Here is an 18365-nt window from a genome sequence, read left to right on the forward strand (position 1 = left end):
ATCAAATAATTTGTAGCCTATATGTGAATAGAAAAAAATTAGCCAATTAATGTAACTTGTATCTCACTATCTTGTACTATTTTGACATATTCATTGTATACATCATCAGGCAAGTTACTAAATGCCTGATCGATGATAAGTGTCCCTACTCCTATCAATGCTAATTGAAAGCAAATATCTCCAGTCTGAGTATCGCCGGATACTTGTCCTGTTTCTAGCCAATCTCCAACTGCTTGTGCAAAAAAAGCAAAAGGTACACCGAGCAATACAACAATTTTTTTTATTATATCAACCATTTTATCCTATGTCATTCTCGCGTGGTATTTGTTGCGTGGCTCGTTGTATGTCATTCCCGCAGAGGCGGGAATCCAGTAATAAATATATAAAAACAAGTTTTTTATATATTTATTTTATCAAATTATGTAACCTCTGTATCAATATTGAAGTTATTTCCCTGGATTCCTGCTTTCGCAGGAATGACATATAATAAAATCAAGTTTACGATCATGAGATTCAACCGGAAAATTATCTATTAACTGCTCTTTTAAACAAACTCCGACAGCCAATATATTTCGGTTATTATTAAGATATCGGTCAAAATGTCCTTTGCCGTATCCAAGTCTATAACCGTCCTTACTAAACGCAAGTCCTGGGATAATAACTAATTCAGGAATAACGCAATCATTATTTATAGGTTCATAGGTTTTAAAAGCCCCTAAAGCCAACTGATCGTTATAATGATAAGGACAATATTTTATCTCATTTTTTATAACTTTCGGTAGGAAGAATCTTATTTCAGGAGGTAAGTTTGTTATTTCAAGTAAGTTAATCTCGTATTTTAGAGGATAGTAAAGTCCTACTGTCTTTACTTTTAACTCCTTTAATAACCGGCTAATTTTATTTATTAGAGAGTTTTTGACTAAGTCGGAATTAATCTTATCTTGGTTTTTTATTAAAAGATCTTTGAAATAAAGCCGCAATTCTTGTTTGTTCATTATTAAGTAGTTTTATAGTGATACGAAGGTCAATTTCAAAAAGAGCAAGGAGTCTGCAAGGCGAGGAGCGAAGCGTATACTTAATACGTGAGCACCACAGAACTTGCTAGACGACGACGCCAATTTTTGAAATTCACCGAGTATATTACATGTTTATCGTTCTCTTATCCACACTAAGAGCTGCTTCTTTTATAGCCTCGCTTAAAGTCGGGTGGGCGTGGCAGGTTCTTGCTATATCTTCCGAAGCTGCTCCGAATTCCATATAAGCGGTAAGCTCGGCAATAAGCGTACCTGCATCAACTCCTATAATATGAGCTCCTAAAACCCTATCGGTTTTACTATCGGCAAGAATTTTAACCATCCCTTCCGTACTACCGATTGCTCTTGCTCTACTATTTGCTAAAAACGGAAACTTACCTACTTTATAATTAATGCCTTTTCCTTTTAGCTGTTCTTCCGTTTCACCGACGCTTGCTACTTCGGGATAAGTATATATTACGCTTGGAATTAGATTATAGTTAACATGTCCTGCTTGCCCTGCCATAATTTCCACGGCAGCTACAGCCTCTTCTTCGGCTTTATGAGCAAGCATAGCTCCTTTTACCACATCACCGACTGCGTAAATATTTGAAACAGCTGTTTGGAAATGGTCATTAATCTCAATTCTACCTTGTTTATCTGTAATAATACCTACAGACTCAAGCCCTAGATTTTGGGTATAGGCTTTTCTACCTACTGCCATTAATACCACATCGCTAGTTACTACCGAACTCTTACCGCCCTCCTCTATTGTCAGATTTACTTTTCCTGACTTTACTTCAGCAGACAGCACTTTAGTATTTAGTTTAAACTCTATACCTTGTTTTTGCTGTAGCTTCATAAATTGCGTGGCAATTTCCTTATCAAGCATCGGCACAATGCTCGGTGCATACTCAATAACCGTTACTTTAGCACCTAAACGACGCCAAACTGAACCAAGTTCTAAGCCTATATACCCTCCCCCGACTACTATTAAGTTCTCAGGTACTTTAGAAAGCTTTAAAGCTCCGGTAGATGAAACAATAAACTCTTCATCTATTTTGATATTCGGTATTTCTATGACGCTGGAACCTGTAGTAATTAGGATATTTTTGGCCTTAATTTGCTCTTTATTTACCTCAATGATGTCTCTAGAGATAATTTTAGCTTCGCCCTTTATCCTAGTAATCTTATTCTTAGCAAATAAGCTTTCTATCCCTTTTGTAAGGTCAGAAACTACTTTATCTTTATTAGCTAGCATTTTTTGTAAGTCTAATTTTACATCTGCAGTAATACCTATACTCTCAAAATGCTTTAGAGCTTCTTCATATTTTTCGGAGGAATTAAGTAAAGCTTTCGACGGTATGCACCCTATATTTAAACAAGTGCCACCGAGAGTATCGTTTTTCTCAATGCACGCTACTTTCATACCAAGCTGAGCAGCTCTAATACTGCCTGTATAACCGGCCGGACCGCTACCTATTACCACTAAATCAAATTCTTGCATATTTGTTTGACCTTAATAAATTGTTGGATCGTCATTGCGAGGAAATTATGTAATAATTGACGAAGCAATCTCAGGTAAGATTCCTGAGATTGCCACGCTCCTTTCAGTCGCTCGCAATGACGTAATACTGCTAAAAATACACCACTATAACCTTTATAACAACTTTAATCTTATACTATTCTTATTTGGCGAAGCAATAAAACTAATTAAATTAATATTATCTTCAAAGCCGTTTGTATAATTTTGTAGTAAAGAGAACATCTTTTTAGAAATAGCGTAATTGTGACTAGCATTTAGTGAATTTGACTCACCGATATTTTTTATTTCTCTCATTAAAGCTAAAGGATTATCAAATTTTAGCTCTATATTTTCATAATCAACAATTACTTCGGCAAATCCTGCTTGTGATAATAGCATTGGGACATGGTCAAAATGAATAAAGGGAGAAATATGAGGAGAGTGTTTAAAACCACTTGCTGTTTCGGCATCTATTAAAGATTTACGTAAATTCTTTAAACTATTTCCGCCGACAAAATTACCGATAAAAATACCGTCAGGCTTTAAAAATGTTCTTATATTAGATAGAAAACTCTGCACATCATTTATCCAGTGTAACCCTAATGAATAAATAATTAAATCAAAGGAGTCGTTTGGAAATTCTAAATCTTCATCATCAATAGACATCTTTCCAAACTTCGCTTCTAGAGGTAATTTAGACGTCGATCCGGTACTCGCATCCTCACGTACTAGCGTGTACGCTGCGGTGCTGCGTTCCGTGTCTCCTTTAAATTCCTCTCTATAAGCTGGTTTGGAAAGATGTCTAATTAATAATTTACGATCATGCTTAAATGAATCAAGCAATAAAGGTGACATATCCGTTGCAGTAATGTTGGCATTTCGGTAAGTAGTTTTTAACAGCTTTGTAAGGTAACCGCATTTAGCCGATATTTCTAGAATATCCGAAAAATCCTTATCAATCATCCCTAATCGACTTATTATATCATTAGCTGCATGCTTGATAAATAAGCTGTTACTTATCCCCTTTACAGCATTATTTCGGTGATTTTTTAGCTTTAATCTGTTGAATATATAATCCCTTCCATTTATCTTCTATCTTTTGACCTAAAGTGTTAGTCGGGAATCGAGAAATAAGATCTCCTCTTAACCAACTATTTTGAACAAGTTCTCTCTGTCTTGCAGTGCGAATATCATCCCCTTTAACTCTATCTAGCCCTTCAAAATTCTCCTGAATACCTACAATTATAGGTTTCGTATTTTTATTATTAGGCGATAAAGGTTCTAAACTCAACAGGCTTTTTTCTGAAAGATTTAAATCCGAAGTTAGATCCAAATGCTCTAAGTAGACAGGTTTTAGTTGTTTATCATTACTAGAAACTTTTTTTCTTTCTATCCCTGAAATATTGTTCTCGGGCTTATTAGATTCTCCTAGAGATTTATAACTACTTATGCACAACAATACTAATATAAATTTCTTTAACATAAATAACCTTGTATATTATTATAGTTAATATAAATTAAATAATATATGAATCAAGTGCTGAAATAAATTAATTATTTCTAAAGATATTATCTTCGTATTTTTTTCTATAATATATTTTGTAATTCTCGTTTCTTATATCATTAAACCATTGATCTTGTTGTTTTTTAATGTAATAATTTAGGGAATTAGATTTACTTTTACTAGTTTGGAAATTATCTTCACAAAATTTTAAAAAACCTGATATTAAAGTTTCTACTCCATTAGTCTCAGATTTTTTCTCAAGAAATTGCATAGAAAAATTAGTAAGATTATTATGTTTTAAATAAAATTGCTTATATTTCTCATGAATTTTATTTTCTTTTTTTATTTGTTGTTCTGAAAAAGATAATTTTTCCTCTAATAATTTATGAATTTCGGTACAGTCGCTCCAAGGTAATTCTATTGTTAGCTGCTCTTCCTGATATTCAAAATTATCTTGAATATTGTTAAAATCGGCATTTACTTTTACCGCACTTACTAATATTAAAAAGTAAATGAAAAGCTGGTATACGAAGTTCAACTTGAAAAAGAGCAAGGAATCCACAAGACGAGGAATGCAGCGTATACTTAAACGTTCAGTACCGCAGTAATTGTAGGATGACGTAGCCAATTTTTTAAGTTCAACGAGTATACTCATAAAATTTAATTAATTTTAGCAGGAATCGGTACCATAATACTACTTCTGTATCTTTTATTGCTACTAAAAAGTGATTTTTTTTGAATTTTGTTATTATTTACTGGAATTGTATCTTCTAAAGCCCCTTCATTATTATTTAGATAACTATGTAAGGATGCTTTATAAAGAGCCATATTACTTGCTATTTTAATTACATCTTGCTTATATTTAAACCCTAAAGAATGAGTGGCTGAGTGGTAATGTGCTATAGCTTTGTGCCAACTCCCTAACTGGTCATATTTTGAGCGTAAAAACTCTGCCCCGTAACGAACGTTATTATTTGGATCGAATGCTTGGTCAAGGGAATTAAAAGCCCCTAAATGATGTCTTAAGTTAATCTGCATACATCCGACATCAATACTCTCTCGCCCTCTTATAAGCTCTATTCTAACAAAACTTACGGCTTCTCTTTTCGTGTTAAAATAATAGCCTTTTCCTTCAACATTTACCGTCCAAGGCCATACTACTCTAATTTTACGGATTGTATGTTTTTTTCCCGATTCTTTTAAAGCTATTGAATGTAATGTATTAGATGGGATGTTAAATTTTTTTTCAAAGTAAGGAAAAAGTTTTGAACATTTAAAGGATTCAGCGATTTCAGGATCAGCAATAGCCGGATTTGAAAAGAAGAAAAAGGAACATAGTAGGATTTTAACGTCATTGCGAGGAAAATTACGAAGTAATTGACGAAGCAATCTCAGGAGTATTATTTTATGAGATTGCCATGCTCCTTTTAGTCGCTCGCAATGACGACTTGGTATCCACGCAATAATATGCGGGAATGACATAATGTTCTTTCGAGCCATACCGGCAACGCTAAAATAAACTTGAGTTACTAATTAAGATAAACTAGCCTACCATAACTTATCTTATGAAGCAAGGGAAGTTATGAGATAAGAAACAAACAAGATTACTTATAAATCATTAGCGTCCAAATTATCTTTAGTAATACCTAATGTTTCTAATATTTGTTCAAGTTCTATTACTACAGGCTCTAACTCAGCTGACTTTTTATTAAGGTTAAAGTTTTCTGAGGTTAATGTTTCTTCGTTTAAACTTGCAGTTCTAACTACACTAAATCTTACGCCAACTTCTTTAAGCCATTGATATGTATTATTAACATCTTCATTATTTCTATAATAATCACTACAATCATTTAGTGGTCGTGCCTCCGTATTGCAGTTTAGGAGTAAATAGTCTATAATTCCCAAAACAGTAATAAGAGAATTATAGTTAAGGAGTTATGGTAAAATAGATGTTAAGTGTAGATATTGTAACAACACAGAAGAAGTAATAAAGTCAGGATATTCAATTTCAAAACAACAGAGATATCAATGCAAGCGGTGTAATCGATATTTAACGGAGTATATTAATGCATCTAAGCCTGGAGTTAAGGAGCAAATAGTAGAAATGTCAATCAACGGCTCTGGAGTTAGAGATACAGTAAGAGTATTAAAAGTGGGTATCAATACAGTTATCCGTGTTTTAAAAAAATCTAGTATTAAAAACAACAAATCATTCTATCAGTACAACAAAAAGTAATTATTGCTCCTGAGATAGATGAACAATGGTCTTATGTACAGAATAAATCCAGACAACGATGGCTTTGGTATGCCTTGGATAAGATTTCGTTAAAAGTAGCTGTTTTATACGTTTGGTACAAGATGTGATAGCACATTAGAATCATTACTGAAAAACTAGAGAATTTCAAGGTGACTTTTTACTATACAGATGGATGAGTTATGCTAGGTTATTAGACCTAAAAGCATATTATCAGTAAAAAAATACACTCCAACGGATAGAACGAAGTAACTTGAACTAGAACGAGATGCAAGAGGCTTGCACGTAAGACAATCTGCTTTTCCAAGTCATTGGATATTCATGATGTTATTGGTACTCTTATTGAACGTATAGCTTTTTAATAGGCGTAACCGTACATGGAGGCATGACCCATTTAGTATTATGTGAAATATTTTGCTTTTAATGGATCGCTTTTAGTTACCGGTAAATTTGAGCAAGTAACTCTAATATGTCTTACCTTTATAATAGCTTCATTATTATTTTTTGCTTTCTTTGAAACTCGTCGGTTAGACAAATAAGCCTTGCCTTTAACGCTATATTATCAATATTACTAGCTTCAATAAACTTTTTAATTTCGATAAGTATGCTCAAATAATCTGTCGTCTCTAGTGGTCTTACTGTATCTTTTTTTAATTTTTCAACTAATGACTCTTTCACAAAAATATATCCTTATTTAAATTAAATTCAAATCTTAAAAAACCATGGAATATGGATTCTGAATTTTTGAAAACGGGAATATATAGAATTTGTAAAATTTTGTCAATAAATATAAGGTTTATGTGTAGAAATTGTTAATTATTTTTAAGAAAAAGCGGCAAGTATCATAATCTCTTTGCGAAGTAAAAAAAGGTGATATTTTCAAGATTTGAGATTTTGATTTTAAATCAAGACTAGCCTGTAAAGTATCGCCTAAAGAATCGACTTCCATGGTTGTTTAAATTATTCGGTAGTTTCAAAATTTTCACTTCTAGAAAAATTTTCTTCATACCATTTTGGCATATATGTTTCTGCTGCTGTTTTTAATGGATTTAATGGTTCTCCACCAAACATAGAACCTAATACTTGTAAATGGATTACTTGTTCCTTCTGTTATTACTTTACAATATTCATTTTTTAGAGCTTTACTTTTATCTAATATAGGTAGTAAATCTTCTATAAATTCTGCTAAATTTTGAAACTCATCTGACTCTACAAATAAAGATTTACTTACAAAATTCAGAGAAGCGTAATGATTACCTAATGATTTCGTAAGATTTTCTACTATTATGAGAAGTTCTTGTTTAATAAAGTGAGGCTTATTTAAAGCTTGATCTATTATCTCTGCATCTTCGGTTTCTAAGACTCTATTTATATATTCTTCACTGATTACTATTTTGTAATTTTTTATTAACTTATTGATTTCATTAATACTTTCTTTAACATTAAACTCTACTCTATTAGAGCTAGCGGTATTTGAACTAGTAGAAGGTTGTTCACCTAATTCTGCATTATTTAATATTGAACCGGCATGATTTTGCCATGCTTGATAATTTCCAGGTGTTGAAGTTGCTTTATTAGCGAGAGCTGTTGCTTGACTAAATAATGCTGCAAGAAGGTCTATATATTGCGGCATTTCCGGCGGTGGAGTAAAATCGTTATGAGAAATATTTGATTCTTCTTCAAGAGATTCATCTTCAAATAACACTTCTGTAGGTTCTATAGTAGCCCAACATACTGCTAATGTTTCAAGCTCATCATTAACAAATTCTTGATGTTTTGCAGCTGCATGTTTTACATTTTCATTATTTTTATAATTACTAGGAATAGCGTATAAACCATATTCTCCTTTATTTGCTTCTTCTAATATAAGACTAAATATTTCTGATTTAATTTTATGGTTTTTGGTTTCTTGTAAATTGTTCTCTAGTAGTTTCAGTATCTGAACGCCTTGTGCTGCTCCTTTATTATTTTCCCAACCTCTTATTAAACTACAATAATCTATACCTGATGTTTTAGCATACTCTAACACTGCTTTTATAGCTTTCCATTGATTATTAGCTTTTTCATTTTCACCTTGCTGCTCATCTTTAATAGCATTCTCAGCCCATTTAGCAAGCTGAGCATAGGATGCTAGCTCCCCTACTGCATTAAATATGGATACATGTTTATCTGGATAATCTACTTTTGTAATTATTTCAGATAGATCAAATTTTTGAACTAATTTCGGTAATTCAACAAGAAATTCATCATAATATGGTTTGTCTAAACTCCATTTTCTTCCATTTTGTTTGATTTCATTTATAGTTGCTTGATTAAAATCATATGGCGAATATTTTTTCATAATTTGACCTTTTTATAAATACATAATACATTATTTTATTAATATATGTCAATAAAAAACCACGAAACATGGTATTTTGTTTAAAAATGCTTTAAATTGGTAATTGACTGATTAAATAAAAATGTTTATTATTAGTCCAAATTAAATGTAATTAAGTATATTTTATGAAAGTCGTTAGCTCATTAAAATCACTAAAAAAACGTGATAAAGATTGTCAAATCGTTAAAAGAAGAGGCAAAATTTTTGTGATAAATAAAAAGAACAAAAGATTTAAAGCAAAACAAGGTTAATATTATGTATATTTTAAGAATTATTGTTTCATTTTTTCAGGGATTCGTATACTCACGTACTAAAATGTACGCTCCGTGTACTCACCCATCAAAATAAAATCTAATTCCTAAAATATACATAATATAATTAATAGCAAAATGGCCGGTCACTCAAAGTTTAAGAATATTCAGCATCGTAAAGGGGCTCAAGATAAAAAAAGAGCAAAAGTTTTCACTAAATTAATTCGTGAAATAGTTACTGCAGTTAAAACTGGTTCTTCTAATATCCCTGAAAATAACCCGCGTCTTAGAAACGCTTTAACCGCCGCACGCAGTCAAAATCTCCCAAAAGAAAGAATAGACAAAGCTATTAATAGTGCTGACGATGCTAATACCGAAAATTATACGGAAATTAGATATGAAGGTTATGCACCGAATGGTATTGCTATAATAGTTGAAGCTTTAACCGATAATAAAAACCGTACTGCTGCTGAAGTGCGTTCCGGTTTTACCAAATACGGTGGCAGCTTAGGTGAAACAGGTAGCGTTAATTATTTATTCAAACATTGCGGAGTTATTCAGTATCCAACAAACATAGCATCGAATGAAGATATTTTCGAGGCAGCAATAGAAGCCGGAGGGGATGATATCGTATCTGATGAAATATTCCATACAATCTATACGGATATTGAAAATTTTTCTAAAGTTCTAGAATTTTTAACCGGCAAATACGGTATACCTGAAGACTCTTATATAGGCTGGATTCCATTAAATACAATAATTATAGATGATAAGGAAAAAGCTGAAAAGTTACTAAAGCTTGTGGAAATTTTAGAAGAAAGCGATGATGTGCAAAGAGTTTTCGGGAATTATGAATTATCTGATGATGTTTACGAAATAATACAAGAAGAAGAATGACTTATAACGATGCAAATTATCAAATAATTATTTTAGCAGCCGGTAAAGGTACTAGAATGGAGTCCGATTTACCGAAAGTAATGCATAAAGTCGGCGGAGTTCCAATGCTTGAAACGGTATTAAAGAATTCGCTTAACGTCACAAATGATGTAATTATAGTTTATTCAGAAGAACTTAAAAAACATTTAACGCCCTATGAAAATATGTGTCGCTTTGTACTGCAAGAAGAACCTAAAGGCACAGCTCATGCTACTCATGCAGCAATAGATTTAATTGATAAAAATAAAACAATATTAGTTTTATACGGTGATCATCCTCTTATTACTCCAAAACTTATACATGAATTAATAGATTATTTAAGCCTTACTAATTCTGCATTAGTGACTTTAAGCTTTGAGAGAGCAAATCCGGCTCAATATGGAAGAATAGCTACTGATAAAAATGGCGGATTTTTAGAGATAATCGAACATAAAAACGCAAGTGAAGAAGAGAAAAATATAAAACTTTGTAATTCAGGTATTATGGCTTTCAGTAGCGGAATTTTAAATAAATACTTACCTTTATTTGCTACTAATACTAACGGTAATAAGGAAGTTTATTTAACTGAAATAGTAAAAATATGTAAAAATCATGGTGAAAAAGTTTCATATTTATTATCTACTGATCATGATTTAATTGTTGGTGTTAATACTAAAAATGAGCTAGAAGAAGCTAATAATATTTTTTCTAAGAATAAGTCTTAGCATTACCTGCATGGATACCGAGTTGTCATTGCGAGTGGTATTGTTGCGTGGAACGAAAAACGCATTCGGTGTCATCACGTAGCTTGACCACGGGATCCAAAAAAACAATAAAAAATACTAATATTTTTAACTGGATCCCATGGTCAAGCCACGGGATGACGACATAGGTGAAATTGATCCACGCAAATACCTTGTGAGAATAACATAGAAAGCCATACAGGCAATGCTAAAAATTTTGGAGAGATGGCCGAGCGGTTTAAGGCGCACGCCTGGAAAGCGTGTTCACGGCAACGTGTCGGGGGTTCGAATCCCCCTCTCTCCGCCATAATGATATTTCTTTTGTTATTATATAGTAGCATCTTTTATAATTTTTATATTTATAAATCTATTTAATATATTATGGAAGAAAAACAAAAGTCTAAACCGACTCTTCGCACAAGAGCTAATAAAATTAAAGAGTTTAGGTGCAAGAACTTAATCGCCGTAATTGAGAACCCTGATAATATAAAAAATATTGGCACCATCATTCGAAATGTTAACGCACTTGGGTCTGATTTAAAAAATTCTATTAATAACAGCTCTCTAGGATGCGGTAAGAAATTTTTTACTATTTTTACTTCCCCTATTTCCCCATCAGTGTATTTTATTCTCTTGCTCATAAATTCTCTTACCTTTACGCCAGTATCCTGCTCCAACCAGTATCCTGCTCCAAAAATTCTTATATGATTATCTCAGAACGTAAAACGGGCGAACTGTTAATTTATAAAGTCTAAAAGCTTTTTAAAAAGCTTATCATCTACTAATTACCCCATATTTATAGTTTTTTAATTTCCATTTTTACTTTTATAATAAGGTCGTGCCTCCGTATTGCAGTTTAGAGTAAATAGTCTATAATCCTCAAACAGTAATAAGAGAGAATTATAGTTAAGGAGTTATGGCAAAAATAGATGTTAAGTGTAGATATTGTAACAACACAGAAGAAGTAATAAAGTCAGGATATTCAATTTCAAAACAACAGAGATATCAATGCAAGCGGTGTAATCGATATTTTCAATTGGAGTATATTAATAATGCATCTAAGCCTGGAGTTAAGGAGCAAATAGTAGAAATGTCAATCAACGGCTCTGGAGTTAGAGATACAGTAAGAGTATTAAAAGCGGGTATCAATACAGTTATCCGTGTTTTAAAAAAATCTAGTATTAAAAACAATAAATCATTCTATCAGTACAACAGAAGTAATTATTGCTCCTGAGATAGATGAACAATGGTCTTATGTACAGAATAAATCCAGACAACGATGGCTTTGGTATGCCTTGGATAAGATTTCGTTAAAAGTAGTTGCTTATACGTTTGGTACAAGATGTGATAGCACATTAGAATCATTACTGAAAAAACTAGAGAATTTCAAGGTGACTTTTTACTATACAGATGGATGGGGGAGTTATGCTAGGTTATTAGACCCTAAAAAGCATATTATCAGTAAAAAATACACTCAACGGATAGAACGAAGTAACTTGAACCTTAGAACGAGATGCAAGAGGCTTGCACGTAAGACAATCTGCTTTTCCAAGTCATTGGATATTCATGATAAGGTTATTGGTACTCTTATTGAACGTATAGCTTTTTAATAGGCGTAACTGCAATATGGAGGCATGACCAATTAATAATCCTATTTTTGCATTGCTTCAGTATGACGGCTTTAAGAAGATTCCAGAATTTGCTTGGGATACAATTGGGCGTATTAGAGATAATGTTTTTGAGTTTATAGTGCAAGAACCTTTTAATAATTATATATTAACCAATGTCTTAGAAGATAATCAAGGTGATCATAAGCTTTTTAAGCAAGTAGAAAATATGGCATTGCGGCGTGACTCTCTTTTTGTACCTGTAAAACTACTTATTTCAGAAGAGGAAAATAATAAACGAATACAAAACCCCGATAGAGCTTTGCGTTATAAATCTTTGAGTATTGAAGGAAACGCAAAGTTAATTAATATAACACATCCTCATTTGTTAGAAATAGATGTTAGTGATCTAACAGCAAATGCTGTAGCAGAGAAGATTTTAGAGCATATTAGTTTTTGTCAAGGTTTTTAAAGTTTTATCTCTGCTTTTGCTAAATCTTTTAAAGTGCGTGATCCGGTGCATAGCATGGTAATTTTAAGCTGCTCGATTATCAATTGTATCTCTTCGGAAACTAAGCTTTCTGATGTATCTGCCGCTTTTAAGAATTGACCGGCGAGTCCAAAAATATTAGCTCCCATCCGGATTGCTTTTGCCCCGTCAATGCCGGATTTTAACCCACCGCTAGCAATAATCGGAATGTCCCTAGACACTTCTCTCACCATTTTTAGAGAATCTAAAGTCGGGATTCCCCAGTTAATAAAGCTACTAGCTATACGGTTTTGCAGTGAATTTGTAGCACGATAAGCCTCTACTTGACTCCAAGACGCTCCACCGCTCCCTGCAATATCAAGAACCTTAACCCCTACCCTTATGAGGTTTTCAGCAACTTTTTTAGATAAACCATATCCTACTTCCTTAACGATTACAGGGACAGAGAGGTAATTAACCACCTCTTTTATCTTAGGCAAAAGATTTTCCCAGTTTCTATTACCTTCCGGCTGAGTCAGCTCCTGTAACACGTTTAGATGGAGGATTAAGGCATCAGCTTTAGTAGTATCAACTAAATACTGACATTCTTTAGGTGTTACCCCGTAATTAAGCTGCACTGCACCGATATTAGCAAGTAATGGGATATCAGGAGCAACATCCCTTACCGCAAATGTCGTAATCGTATCCGGCTTCGTTAACAAAACCCGCATAGAGCCAAGCCCCATAGCAATTCCGGCTTTTTGGGCGGCCTGTGCAAGTCGATAGTTAATATCTCCGGCTCTAGTCGTGCCTCCGGTCATACTAGAAATGAGAATAGGTGCTTGCAAAGATTTTCCAAGGAAAGTACTAGTAGTATCTATGCTATCGTAGTTAATTTCCGGTAATGCGTTGTGAATAAATTGCATAGATTCAAAACCGCTTTTAAGCGTAGATTCAACGTTTTTCGTAAGATTAATTTCAATATGATCTTGCTTTCTTTCTATATCTAGATTCTGATCTTTTGACATTTTGCTCACTAATTCCTTTTTGTACTTAATCTATATTAATATTTCTAGCTTTGCAAAATATATTTCTTTGACTATTTGCCAATTCTTATTATAACTTTTAGTATATAATTAATACAGTTAGATAAATTTATGAGTAATAATGCTGATTTAGTGGATTAAAGTTTAATAGGCACATTTAGATATTTTGGATTGCAAGAAATGCAAATAGATAAGGTAAATTATTATCTAATACATACAGGGTGCAATCATCCTTTATGGAATATGATTGTACTGCCTGATAAAGTGAATGTAGCTCAAATGGATAGAATGAAAGAAGGGTTTAAACTAAAAGGTTTGCCGTTTGCTTGGTGGGTCGATGAAAATAATCTATCTTCTGAAATGCTTGAGCGTTTCCAAAACGGTAAATATGCTGATTTTGGCGACGTACCGGGAATGGTTTACGAGCTTAAAGATTATCATGAGCAAATTATAGATAATAAAAATATTAAAATTATTACTGAAATAGAAGAATATACGAAATGGGTTCAGGTACTTGCTCAGGGCTTTGGATTTAGTGATGACGTTTGTAATATTTATATAGATAAGCTATCAAAATTTATTGGGGATAATAAAATTTTTAGGTCATGCCTCCATATTGCAGTTACGCCTATTAAAAAGCTATACGTTCAATAAGAGTACCAATAACCTTATCATGAATATCCAATGACTTGGAAAAGCAGATTGTCTTACGTGCAAGCCTCTTGCATCTCGTTCTAAGGTTCAAGTTACTTCGTTCTATCCGTTGAGTGTATTTTTTACTGATAATATGCTTTTAGGGTCTGAAATTCTCTAGTTTTTTCAGTAATGATTCTAATGTGCTATCACATCTTGTACCAAACGTATAAGCAACTACTTTTAACGAAATCTTATCCAAGGCATACCAAAGCCATCGTTGTCTGGATTTATTCTGTACATAAGACCATTGTTCATCTATCTCAGGAGCAATAATTACTTCTGTTGTACTGATAGAATGATTTATTGTTTTTAATACTAGATTTTTTTAAAACACGGATAACTGTATTGATACCCACTTTTAATACTCTTACTGTATCTCTAACTCCAGAGCCGTTGATTGACATTTCTACTATTTGCCCCTTAACTCCAGGCTTAGATGCATTATTAATATACTCCAATTGAAAATATCGATTACACCGCTTGCATTGATATCTCTGTTGTTTTGAAATTGAATATCCTGACTTTATTACTTCTTCTGTGTTGTTACAATATCTACACTTAACATCTATTTTTGCCATAACTCCTTAACTATAATTCTCTCTTATTAGGCACGACCGTTTGCATTGGAATAGTAAGAGTTGAAAATTCTTTATCTATATTCTCAAAAGAAGTAACTTCTTCTCCAAGAAAGTAAGTATATTCCCCGGTAGCGTCACTCTCATAATTTGTATAAACTGCAAAAACTTTTTTCGGAGTTTTTCTATTTAGAATTTTATCTTGTAATTTGCCTGCAAAAAATTGCTGCATTGTTGTCCCTATTTTTGCAGTATCAGCGTTCGTTTCTGCGGCGTTTGAGGTGCGGGCTGTAATACCGACTAATTTAATTTCTGATAATTGTGTAATTACTTTATTCATTTTATAGTCTCTTAATTAATTCACTAAGTAAGTTAAAACTAATCTAAAAAGGAATAAAGTCCTTAGTGTATAATATGTTTACTGTTTGAAGTATTTATAAATTGAAATAAGACATGGTGGAGCCAGAGGGAATCGAACCCTCGACCTCTTGAATGCCATTCAAGCACTCTACCAACTGAGCTATGACCCCAATAACAAATTAATTCTCTTATACTATAATAATAAAACTAAATCTATAAGATTTTTTTATAAAATTCTTTAAGCATTGCTAACTAAGTATAGATTAATTAGAAATTAACGTCTGAGCTACGAAAAAATTAAAAATTTTGACTAAGCAATCCAGTAAGAAAATATTAGAATTAGCACTTTTTATTATTTTTCTGGATTAACCCAGCCACTTCACGGCTGGCTTTGTTGCATGGCTTAAAAACCCGCTCGGTGTCATACCGTGGCTTGTCCACGGTATCCAGTAAAACAACTAAAAATACTAAAATTATTAGTATTTTTAACTAGATCCCGTGAATAAATCACGGGATGACAAAGGAGAGGCCGAGCCATGCAACAACGCTTTCATGGCTTCGCAATGACGAATCTATATTTAGTTAGCAATACCAATTCTTTATTTTGCTGACATTGTCATAGCATCTCTAGAAGAAATTATATTATCGATTATTCCAAATTTCTTTGCTTCTTCCGGTGACATGAAATTATCACGTTCCATACTTTTTTCGATATGTTTTAACTCTTGCCCAGTGTGTTTACTATACAATTCGTTAAGTAACCTTTTGATTTTTAGGGTTTCTTGAGCGTGAATTTCTATATCGGTAGCTTGTCCTCTATAACCTCCTGACGGTTGATGGATCATAATACGGCTATGAGGTAAACTATAACGCATTCCTTTCTCGCCTCCGCAAAGTAAAAGTGAACCCATAGAACAAGCTTGACCTATACATAATGTAGCTACTTTAGGCTTTATATATTGCATTGTATCATAAATAGCAAGCCCTGCGGTTACAACTCCTCCGGGGGAATTGATATACATATATATATCTTTTTTAGGATTTTCTGCTTCAAGAAACAATAATTGTGCAACGACTAAGTTTGCCATATGATCTTCAACAGTACTACATACAAAGATTATACGTTCTTTTAACAATCTTGAATATATATCATAAGCACGCTCCCCACGTGAGGTTTGTTCAATTACTATCGGTACATACGACATTAATATTTTCTCCTGAAATTATATTAAAATGTTTATGTCATTCCTGCGAAAGCAGGAATGACATAAATAAGCCATGCAACGCCTTTCGCTCCTCGCAGTGACGATTGCTTACTTCTTATCTTCTAAAGCATTAGCAAGTATATCTCCCATATTGGTGGTATTATCACTAGAACCATATTCTTTGAGAGCTTTTTGACGTTCTGCTATTTTATGAGCTTTTACCGATAATAAAATTCTACCGGTTGATTTCTCGATAGAAACAACTTTTGCTTCTATTTCTTCGTCTATTTTAAACATTTCAGGTTTCTGCTCGTCTTTTTCATCCGATAGTTCAGTTCTTTTAATAAAACCTGCTACTTTATTGTTTAATAGTACTTCGAGTCCATCATCTTTAACTTCTGTTATAAGGGCTTTAACTATTGTGCCTTTTTTATATTCGTCACTGATTTCTTGATATGGATTAGGTGACAATTGTTTTATACCTAAGCTAACTTGTTCTTTTTCAATATTAATGGCTAGAACTTTGCATTCTATTTCGTCACCTTTCTTGTATGATTTTAATAGATCTGTTCCCTTATCTTCCCAGCTAATATCACCTTCATGAATCATGCCGTCCATATTATTACCTAGTGCAACAAAAATACCGAAATCCGTAATATTTCTAATCGGTGCTTTAATTATAGTACCGACAGGATTATTTTCAGCAAACTTTATTAAAGGATTTTCTTGGCATTGTTTAATACTTAAAGAAACACGATGCTTTTCAGTATCGACCTCTAAAACTACGAATTCTACTTCTTGTCCTATAGTTAATGTTTTTCTAGGGTTTTGATTAGATTTTAACCAACTAATTTCGCTTGAATGAACAAGTCCCTCAAGTCCGTCTCTTAATTCTATAAATACGCCGTAATCAGCAAAATTTGTAACTTTACCGGTCATTTTTTTACCGACGGGGAATTCTTCTTTAATTGCTTCCCATGGGTTAGAATCAAGTTGTTTTATGCCAAGTGATATTCTTTTGGTTTTTTCATCAAACTTAATAACCATTACTTTAACCTTTTGGTTAAATTCTAATACTTCTGAAGGATGGTTAACTCTTCCCCAAGAAATATCGGTTAAATGTAATAAACCGTCAACACTTCCAAGATCGATAAACGCACCGTAATCAGTAATGTTTTTTACGGTTCCTTCTAACACCATGCCCTCTTTAATTTTAGATAGCATCTCATCTCTAGCTTCGGAACGTGATTCTTCTAAAATAGCTCTTCTTGAAACTACTATATTACCAAGCTTTTTATCCATGCTTAAAATTTTAAACGGTTGCTTAATATTCATTATAGAAGTAGGATCTTTAATAGGTCTAACGTCAACTTGGCTTCCTGGCAGGAATGCTACTACACCAGATAAATCCACGGTAAAGCCTCCTTTTACACGACCAAAAATTGTACCGTCGACAAATTCACCCTTGGAACACATGATTTCTAGTTGTCCCCATAATTCTTCTTTGACTGCTTTTTCACGACTCAATATCGTTCTGCCGTTACGTCCCTCAATTTTCTCGATGAAAACTTCAACTACGTCCCCAACTTCAGGTAAAGCTAAAAATTCAGATTTAGGTATTCTACCTTCATTTTTTAATCCAACATCAACAATAACCATATCGTTTTTTATTTCGATTACTTGACCTTTAACTACCGTTTTTTCTTTTATATGACTTGTATCAACGGTTTCAAGCATTTTAGAAAAATCTTCTTCAAATTCGTGATTAATTGCTGCAAGTTGTGGAACAAATCGTTGTTTTAGTTTTATTGACATATTTTTC

Annotated in this window: 22 protein-coding genes, 2 tRNA genes and 4 pseudogenes; 11 read left to right on the forward strand and 17 right to left on the reverse strand. The window is 33.0% G+C overall.

Annotated features, from left to right (window positions below; all coding sequences use genetic code 11):
- Positions 1-38 precede the first annotated feature (38 nt).
- The 8 genes from ACNFN7_RS00280 to ACNFN7_RS00315 form a co-directional block, all read right to left on the reverse strand.
- Positions 39-296 carry a hypothetical protein gene (locus ACNFN7_RS00280; RefSeq protein WP_474465308.1) on the reverse strand — a complete coding sequence of 86 codons (258 nt, stop codon included), beginning with the start codon at positions 294-296 and terminating at the stop codon, positions 39-41.
- A gap of 150 nt (positions 297-446) precedes the next feature.
- Positions 447-995 carry a 5-formyltetrahydrofolate cyclo-ligase gene (locus tag ACNFN7_RS00285; protein WP_485440407.1) on the reverse strand — a complete coding sequence of 183 codons (549 nt, stop codon included), beginning with the start codon at positions 993-995 and terminating at the stop codon, positions 447-449.
- Between the two features lie 145 nt (positions 996-1140).
- Positions 1141-2520: a dihydrolipoyl dehydrogenase gene (gene lpdA / locus ACNFN7_RS00290; protein WP_485440408.1), complete on the reverse strand. Its 1380-nt coding sequence runs from the start codon at positions 2518-2520 to the stop codon at positions 1141-1143.
- Between the two features lie 153 nt (positions 2521-2673).
- Complete coding sequence (locus ACNFN7_RS00295; protein ID WP_485440849.1) at positions 2674-3540, reverse strand: palindromic element RPE1 domain-containing protein; 867 nt, start codon at positions 3538-3540, stop codon at positions 2674-2676.
- A 31-nt stretch (positions 3541-3571) separates the two neighbouring features.
- Positions 3572-4021, reverse strand: a complete 450-nt coding sequence (locus ACNFN7_RS00300) for a hypothetical protein (protein ID WP_485440409.1) — start codon at positions 4019-4021, stop codon at positions 3572-3574.
- A gap of 67 nt (positions 4022-4088) precedes the next feature.
- A complete protein-coding gene (locus ACNFN7_RS00305; RefSeq protein WP_485440410.1) occupies positions 4089-4580 on the reverse strand; it encodes a DUF2532 domain-containing protein in 492 nt (163 codons plus the stop codon).
- A 122-nt stretch (positions 4581-4702) separates the two neighbouring features.
- Positions 4703-5524 carry a lytic transglycosylase domain-containing protein gene (locus ACNFN7_RS00310; protein ID WP_485440411.1) on the reverse strand — a complete coding sequence of 274 codons (822 nt, stop codon included), beginning with the start codon at positions 5522-5524 and terminating at the stop codon, positions 4703-4705.
- 126 nt (positions 5525-5650) lie between these two features.
- Complete coding sequence (locus ACNFN7_RS00315; RefSeq protein ID WP_485440412.1) at positions 5651-5947, reverse strand: hypothetical protein; 297 nt, start codon at positions 5945-5947, stop codon at positions 5651-5653.
- Positions 5948-6104: 157 nt separating this feature from the next.
- Here ACNFN7_RS00315 and ACNFN7_RS00320 point away from each other — a divergent pair, with 157 nt between their 5' ends.
- The 3 genes and pseudogenes from ACNFN7_RS00320 to ACNFN7_RS00330 all read left to right on the forward strand — a co-directional run.
- Positions 6105-6278, forward strand: a complete 174-nt coding sequence (locus ACNFN7_RS00320) for an IS1-like element transposase (RefSeq protein ID WP_485440850.1) — start codon at positions 6105-6107, stop codon at positions 6276-6278.
- Positions 6279-6292: 14 nt separating this feature from the next.
- Positions 6293-6406: an IS1 family transposase gene (locus ACNFN7_RS00325; protein ID WP_485440851.1), complete on the forward strand. Its 114-nt coding sequence runs from the start codon at positions 6293-6295 to the stop codon at positions 6404-6406.
- Between the two features lie 162 nt (positions 6407-6568).
- Positions 6569-6658, forward strand: a pseudogene (locus ACNFN7_RS00330) (IS1 family transposase); the annotation flags it as partial.
- Between the two features lie 118 nt (positions 6659-6776).
- Here ACNFN7_RS00330 and ACNFN7_RS00335 read toward each other — a convergent pair.
- Both ACNFN7_RS00335 and ACNFN7_RS00340 read right to left on the reverse strand, forming a co-directional pair.
- Positions 6777-6974 carry a hypothetical protein gene (locus ACNFN7_RS00335; protein WP_485440413.1) on the reverse strand — a complete coding sequence of 66 codons (198 nt, stop codon included), beginning with the start codon at positions 6972-6974 and terminating at the stop codon, positions 6777-6779.
- Positions 6975-7299: 325 nt separating this feature from the next.
- Positions 7300-8637, reverse strand: a complete 1338-nt coding sequence (locus tag ACNFN7_RS00340; RefSeq protein ID WP_485440888.1) for a hypothetical protein — start codon at positions 8635-8637, stop codon at positions 7300-7302.
- A gap of 164 nt (positions 8638-8801) precedes the next feature.
- On the opposite strand from ACNFN7_RS00340, the gene ykgO reads away from it, so the two are divergent.
- The 5 genes and pseudogenes from ykgO (at position 8802) to ACNFN7_RS00365 (ending at position 10892) form a co-directional block, all read left to right on the forward strand.
- Positions 8802-8927, forward strand: coding sequence for a type B 50S ribosomal protein L36 (ykgO, locus tag ACNFN7_RS00345; RefSeq protein ID WP_004998227.1), 126 nt, complete (start codon positions 8802-8804; stop codon positions 8925-8927).
- A 138-nt stretch (positions 8928-9065) separates the two neighbouring features.
- Entirely contained in the window at positions 9066-9824 is a 759-nt protein-coding gene (locus ACNFN7_RS00350; protein ID WP_485440414.1) for a YebC/PmpR family DNA-binding transcriptional regulator, read from the forward strand.
- A complete protein-coding gene (locus ACNFN7_RS00355; RefSeq protein WP_485440415.1) occupies positions 9821-10567 on the forward strand; it encodes a sugar phosphate nucleotidyltransferase in 747 nt (248 codons plus the stop codon). The genes ACNFN7_RS00350 and ACNFN7_RS00355 overlap by 4 nt, the downstream gene beginning before the upstream one ends.
- A 65-nt stretch (positions 10568-10632) precedes the next feature.
- Positions 10633-10728: pseudogene (locus ACNFN7_RS00360) on the forward strand (proline/betaine transporter); the annotation flags it as partial.
- A gap of 76 nt (positions 10729-10804) precedes the next feature.
- A tRNA-Ser gene (locus ACNFN7_RS00365) sits at positions 10805-10892 on the forward strand.
- 64 nt (positions 10893-10956) lie between these two features.
- Here the strand turns inward: ACNFN7_RS00365 and ACNFN7_RS00370 are convergent.
- A complete protein-coding gene (locus ACNFN7_RS00370) occupies positions 10957-11226 on the reverse strand; it encodes a hypothetical protein (RefSeq protein WP_485440416.1) in 270 nt (89 codons plus the stop codon).
- A 275-nt stretch (positions 11227-11501) separates the two neighbouring features.
- Between ACNFN7_RS00370 and ACNFN7_RS00375 the strand changes: the two are divergent.
- Positions 11502-12195 (forward strand): annotated as a pseudogene (locus tag ACNFN7_RS00375) (IS1 family transposase).
- Positions 12196-12421: 226 nt separating this feature from the next.
- On the forward strand, positions 12422-12664 hold the full coding sequence (locus tag ACNFN7_RS00380; protein ID WP_485440852.1) for a hypothetical protein: 243 nt from the start codon (positions 12422-12424) through the stop codon (positions 12662-12664).
- Here the strand turns inward: ACNFN7_RS00380 and fni are convergent.
- A complete protein-coding gene (fni, locus tag ACNFN7_RS00385) occupies positions 12661-13689 on the reverse strand; it encodes a type 2 isopentenyl-diphosphate Delta-isomerase (protein ID WP_485440417.1) in 1029 nt (342 codons plus the stop codon). The genes ACNFN7_RS00380 and fni overlap by 4 nt on opposite strands.
- A 198-nt stretch (positions 13690-13887) precedes the next feature.
- Here fni and ACNFN7_RS00390 point away from each other — a divergent pair, with 198 nt between their 5' ends.
- Entirely contained in the window at positions 13888-14361 is a 474-nt protein-coding gene (locus tag ACNFN7_RS00390) for a hypothetical protein (protein WP_485440418.1), read from the forward strand.
- Here the strand turns inward: ACNFN7_RS00390 and ACNFN7_RS00395 are convergent.
- The 5 genes and pseudogenes from ACNFN7_RS00395 to ACNFN7_RS00415 all read right to left on the reverse strand — a co-directional run bounded on the left by ACNFN7_RS00395 (position 14339) and on the right by ACNFN7_RS00415 (position 18358).
- Positions 14339-14981: pseudogene (locus tag ACNFN7_RS00395) on the reverse strand (IS1 family transposase). The gene ACNFN7_RS00390 and the pseudogene ACNFN7_RS00395 overlap by 23 nt on opposite strands.
- Before the next feature lie 10 nt (positions 14982-14991).
- Positions 14992-15318 carry a GyrI-like domain-containing protein gene (locus tag ACNFN7_RS00400; protein ID WP_485440419.1) on the reverse strand — a complete coding sequence of 109 codons (327 nt, stop codon included), beginning with the start codon at positions 15316-15318 and terminating at the stop codon, positions 14992-14994.
- Positions 15319-15432: 114 nt separating this feature from the next.
- A tRNA-Ala gene (locus ACNFN7_RS00405) sits at positions 15433-15508 on the reverse strand.
- Between the two features lie 429 nt (positions 15509-15937).
- Positions 15938-16543: an ATP-dependent Clp endopeptidase proteolytic subunit ClpP gene (clpP, locus tag ACNFN7_RS00410; protein WP_011271101.1), complete on the reverse strand. Its 606-nt coding sequence runs from the start codon at positions 16541-16543 to the stop codon at positions 15938-15940.
- Between the two features lie 108 nt (positions 16544-16651).
- Positions 16652-18358: a 30S ribosomal protein S1 gene (locus ACNFN7_RS00415; protein WP_485440420.1), complete on the reverse strand. Its 1707-nt coding sequence runs from the start codon at positions 18356-18358 to the stop codon at positions 16652-16654.
- Between the last annotated feature and the right edge of the window lie 7 nt (positions 18359-18365).

The sequence above is a fragment of the Rickettsia sp. MAE-05 genome (assembly GCF_057319745.1).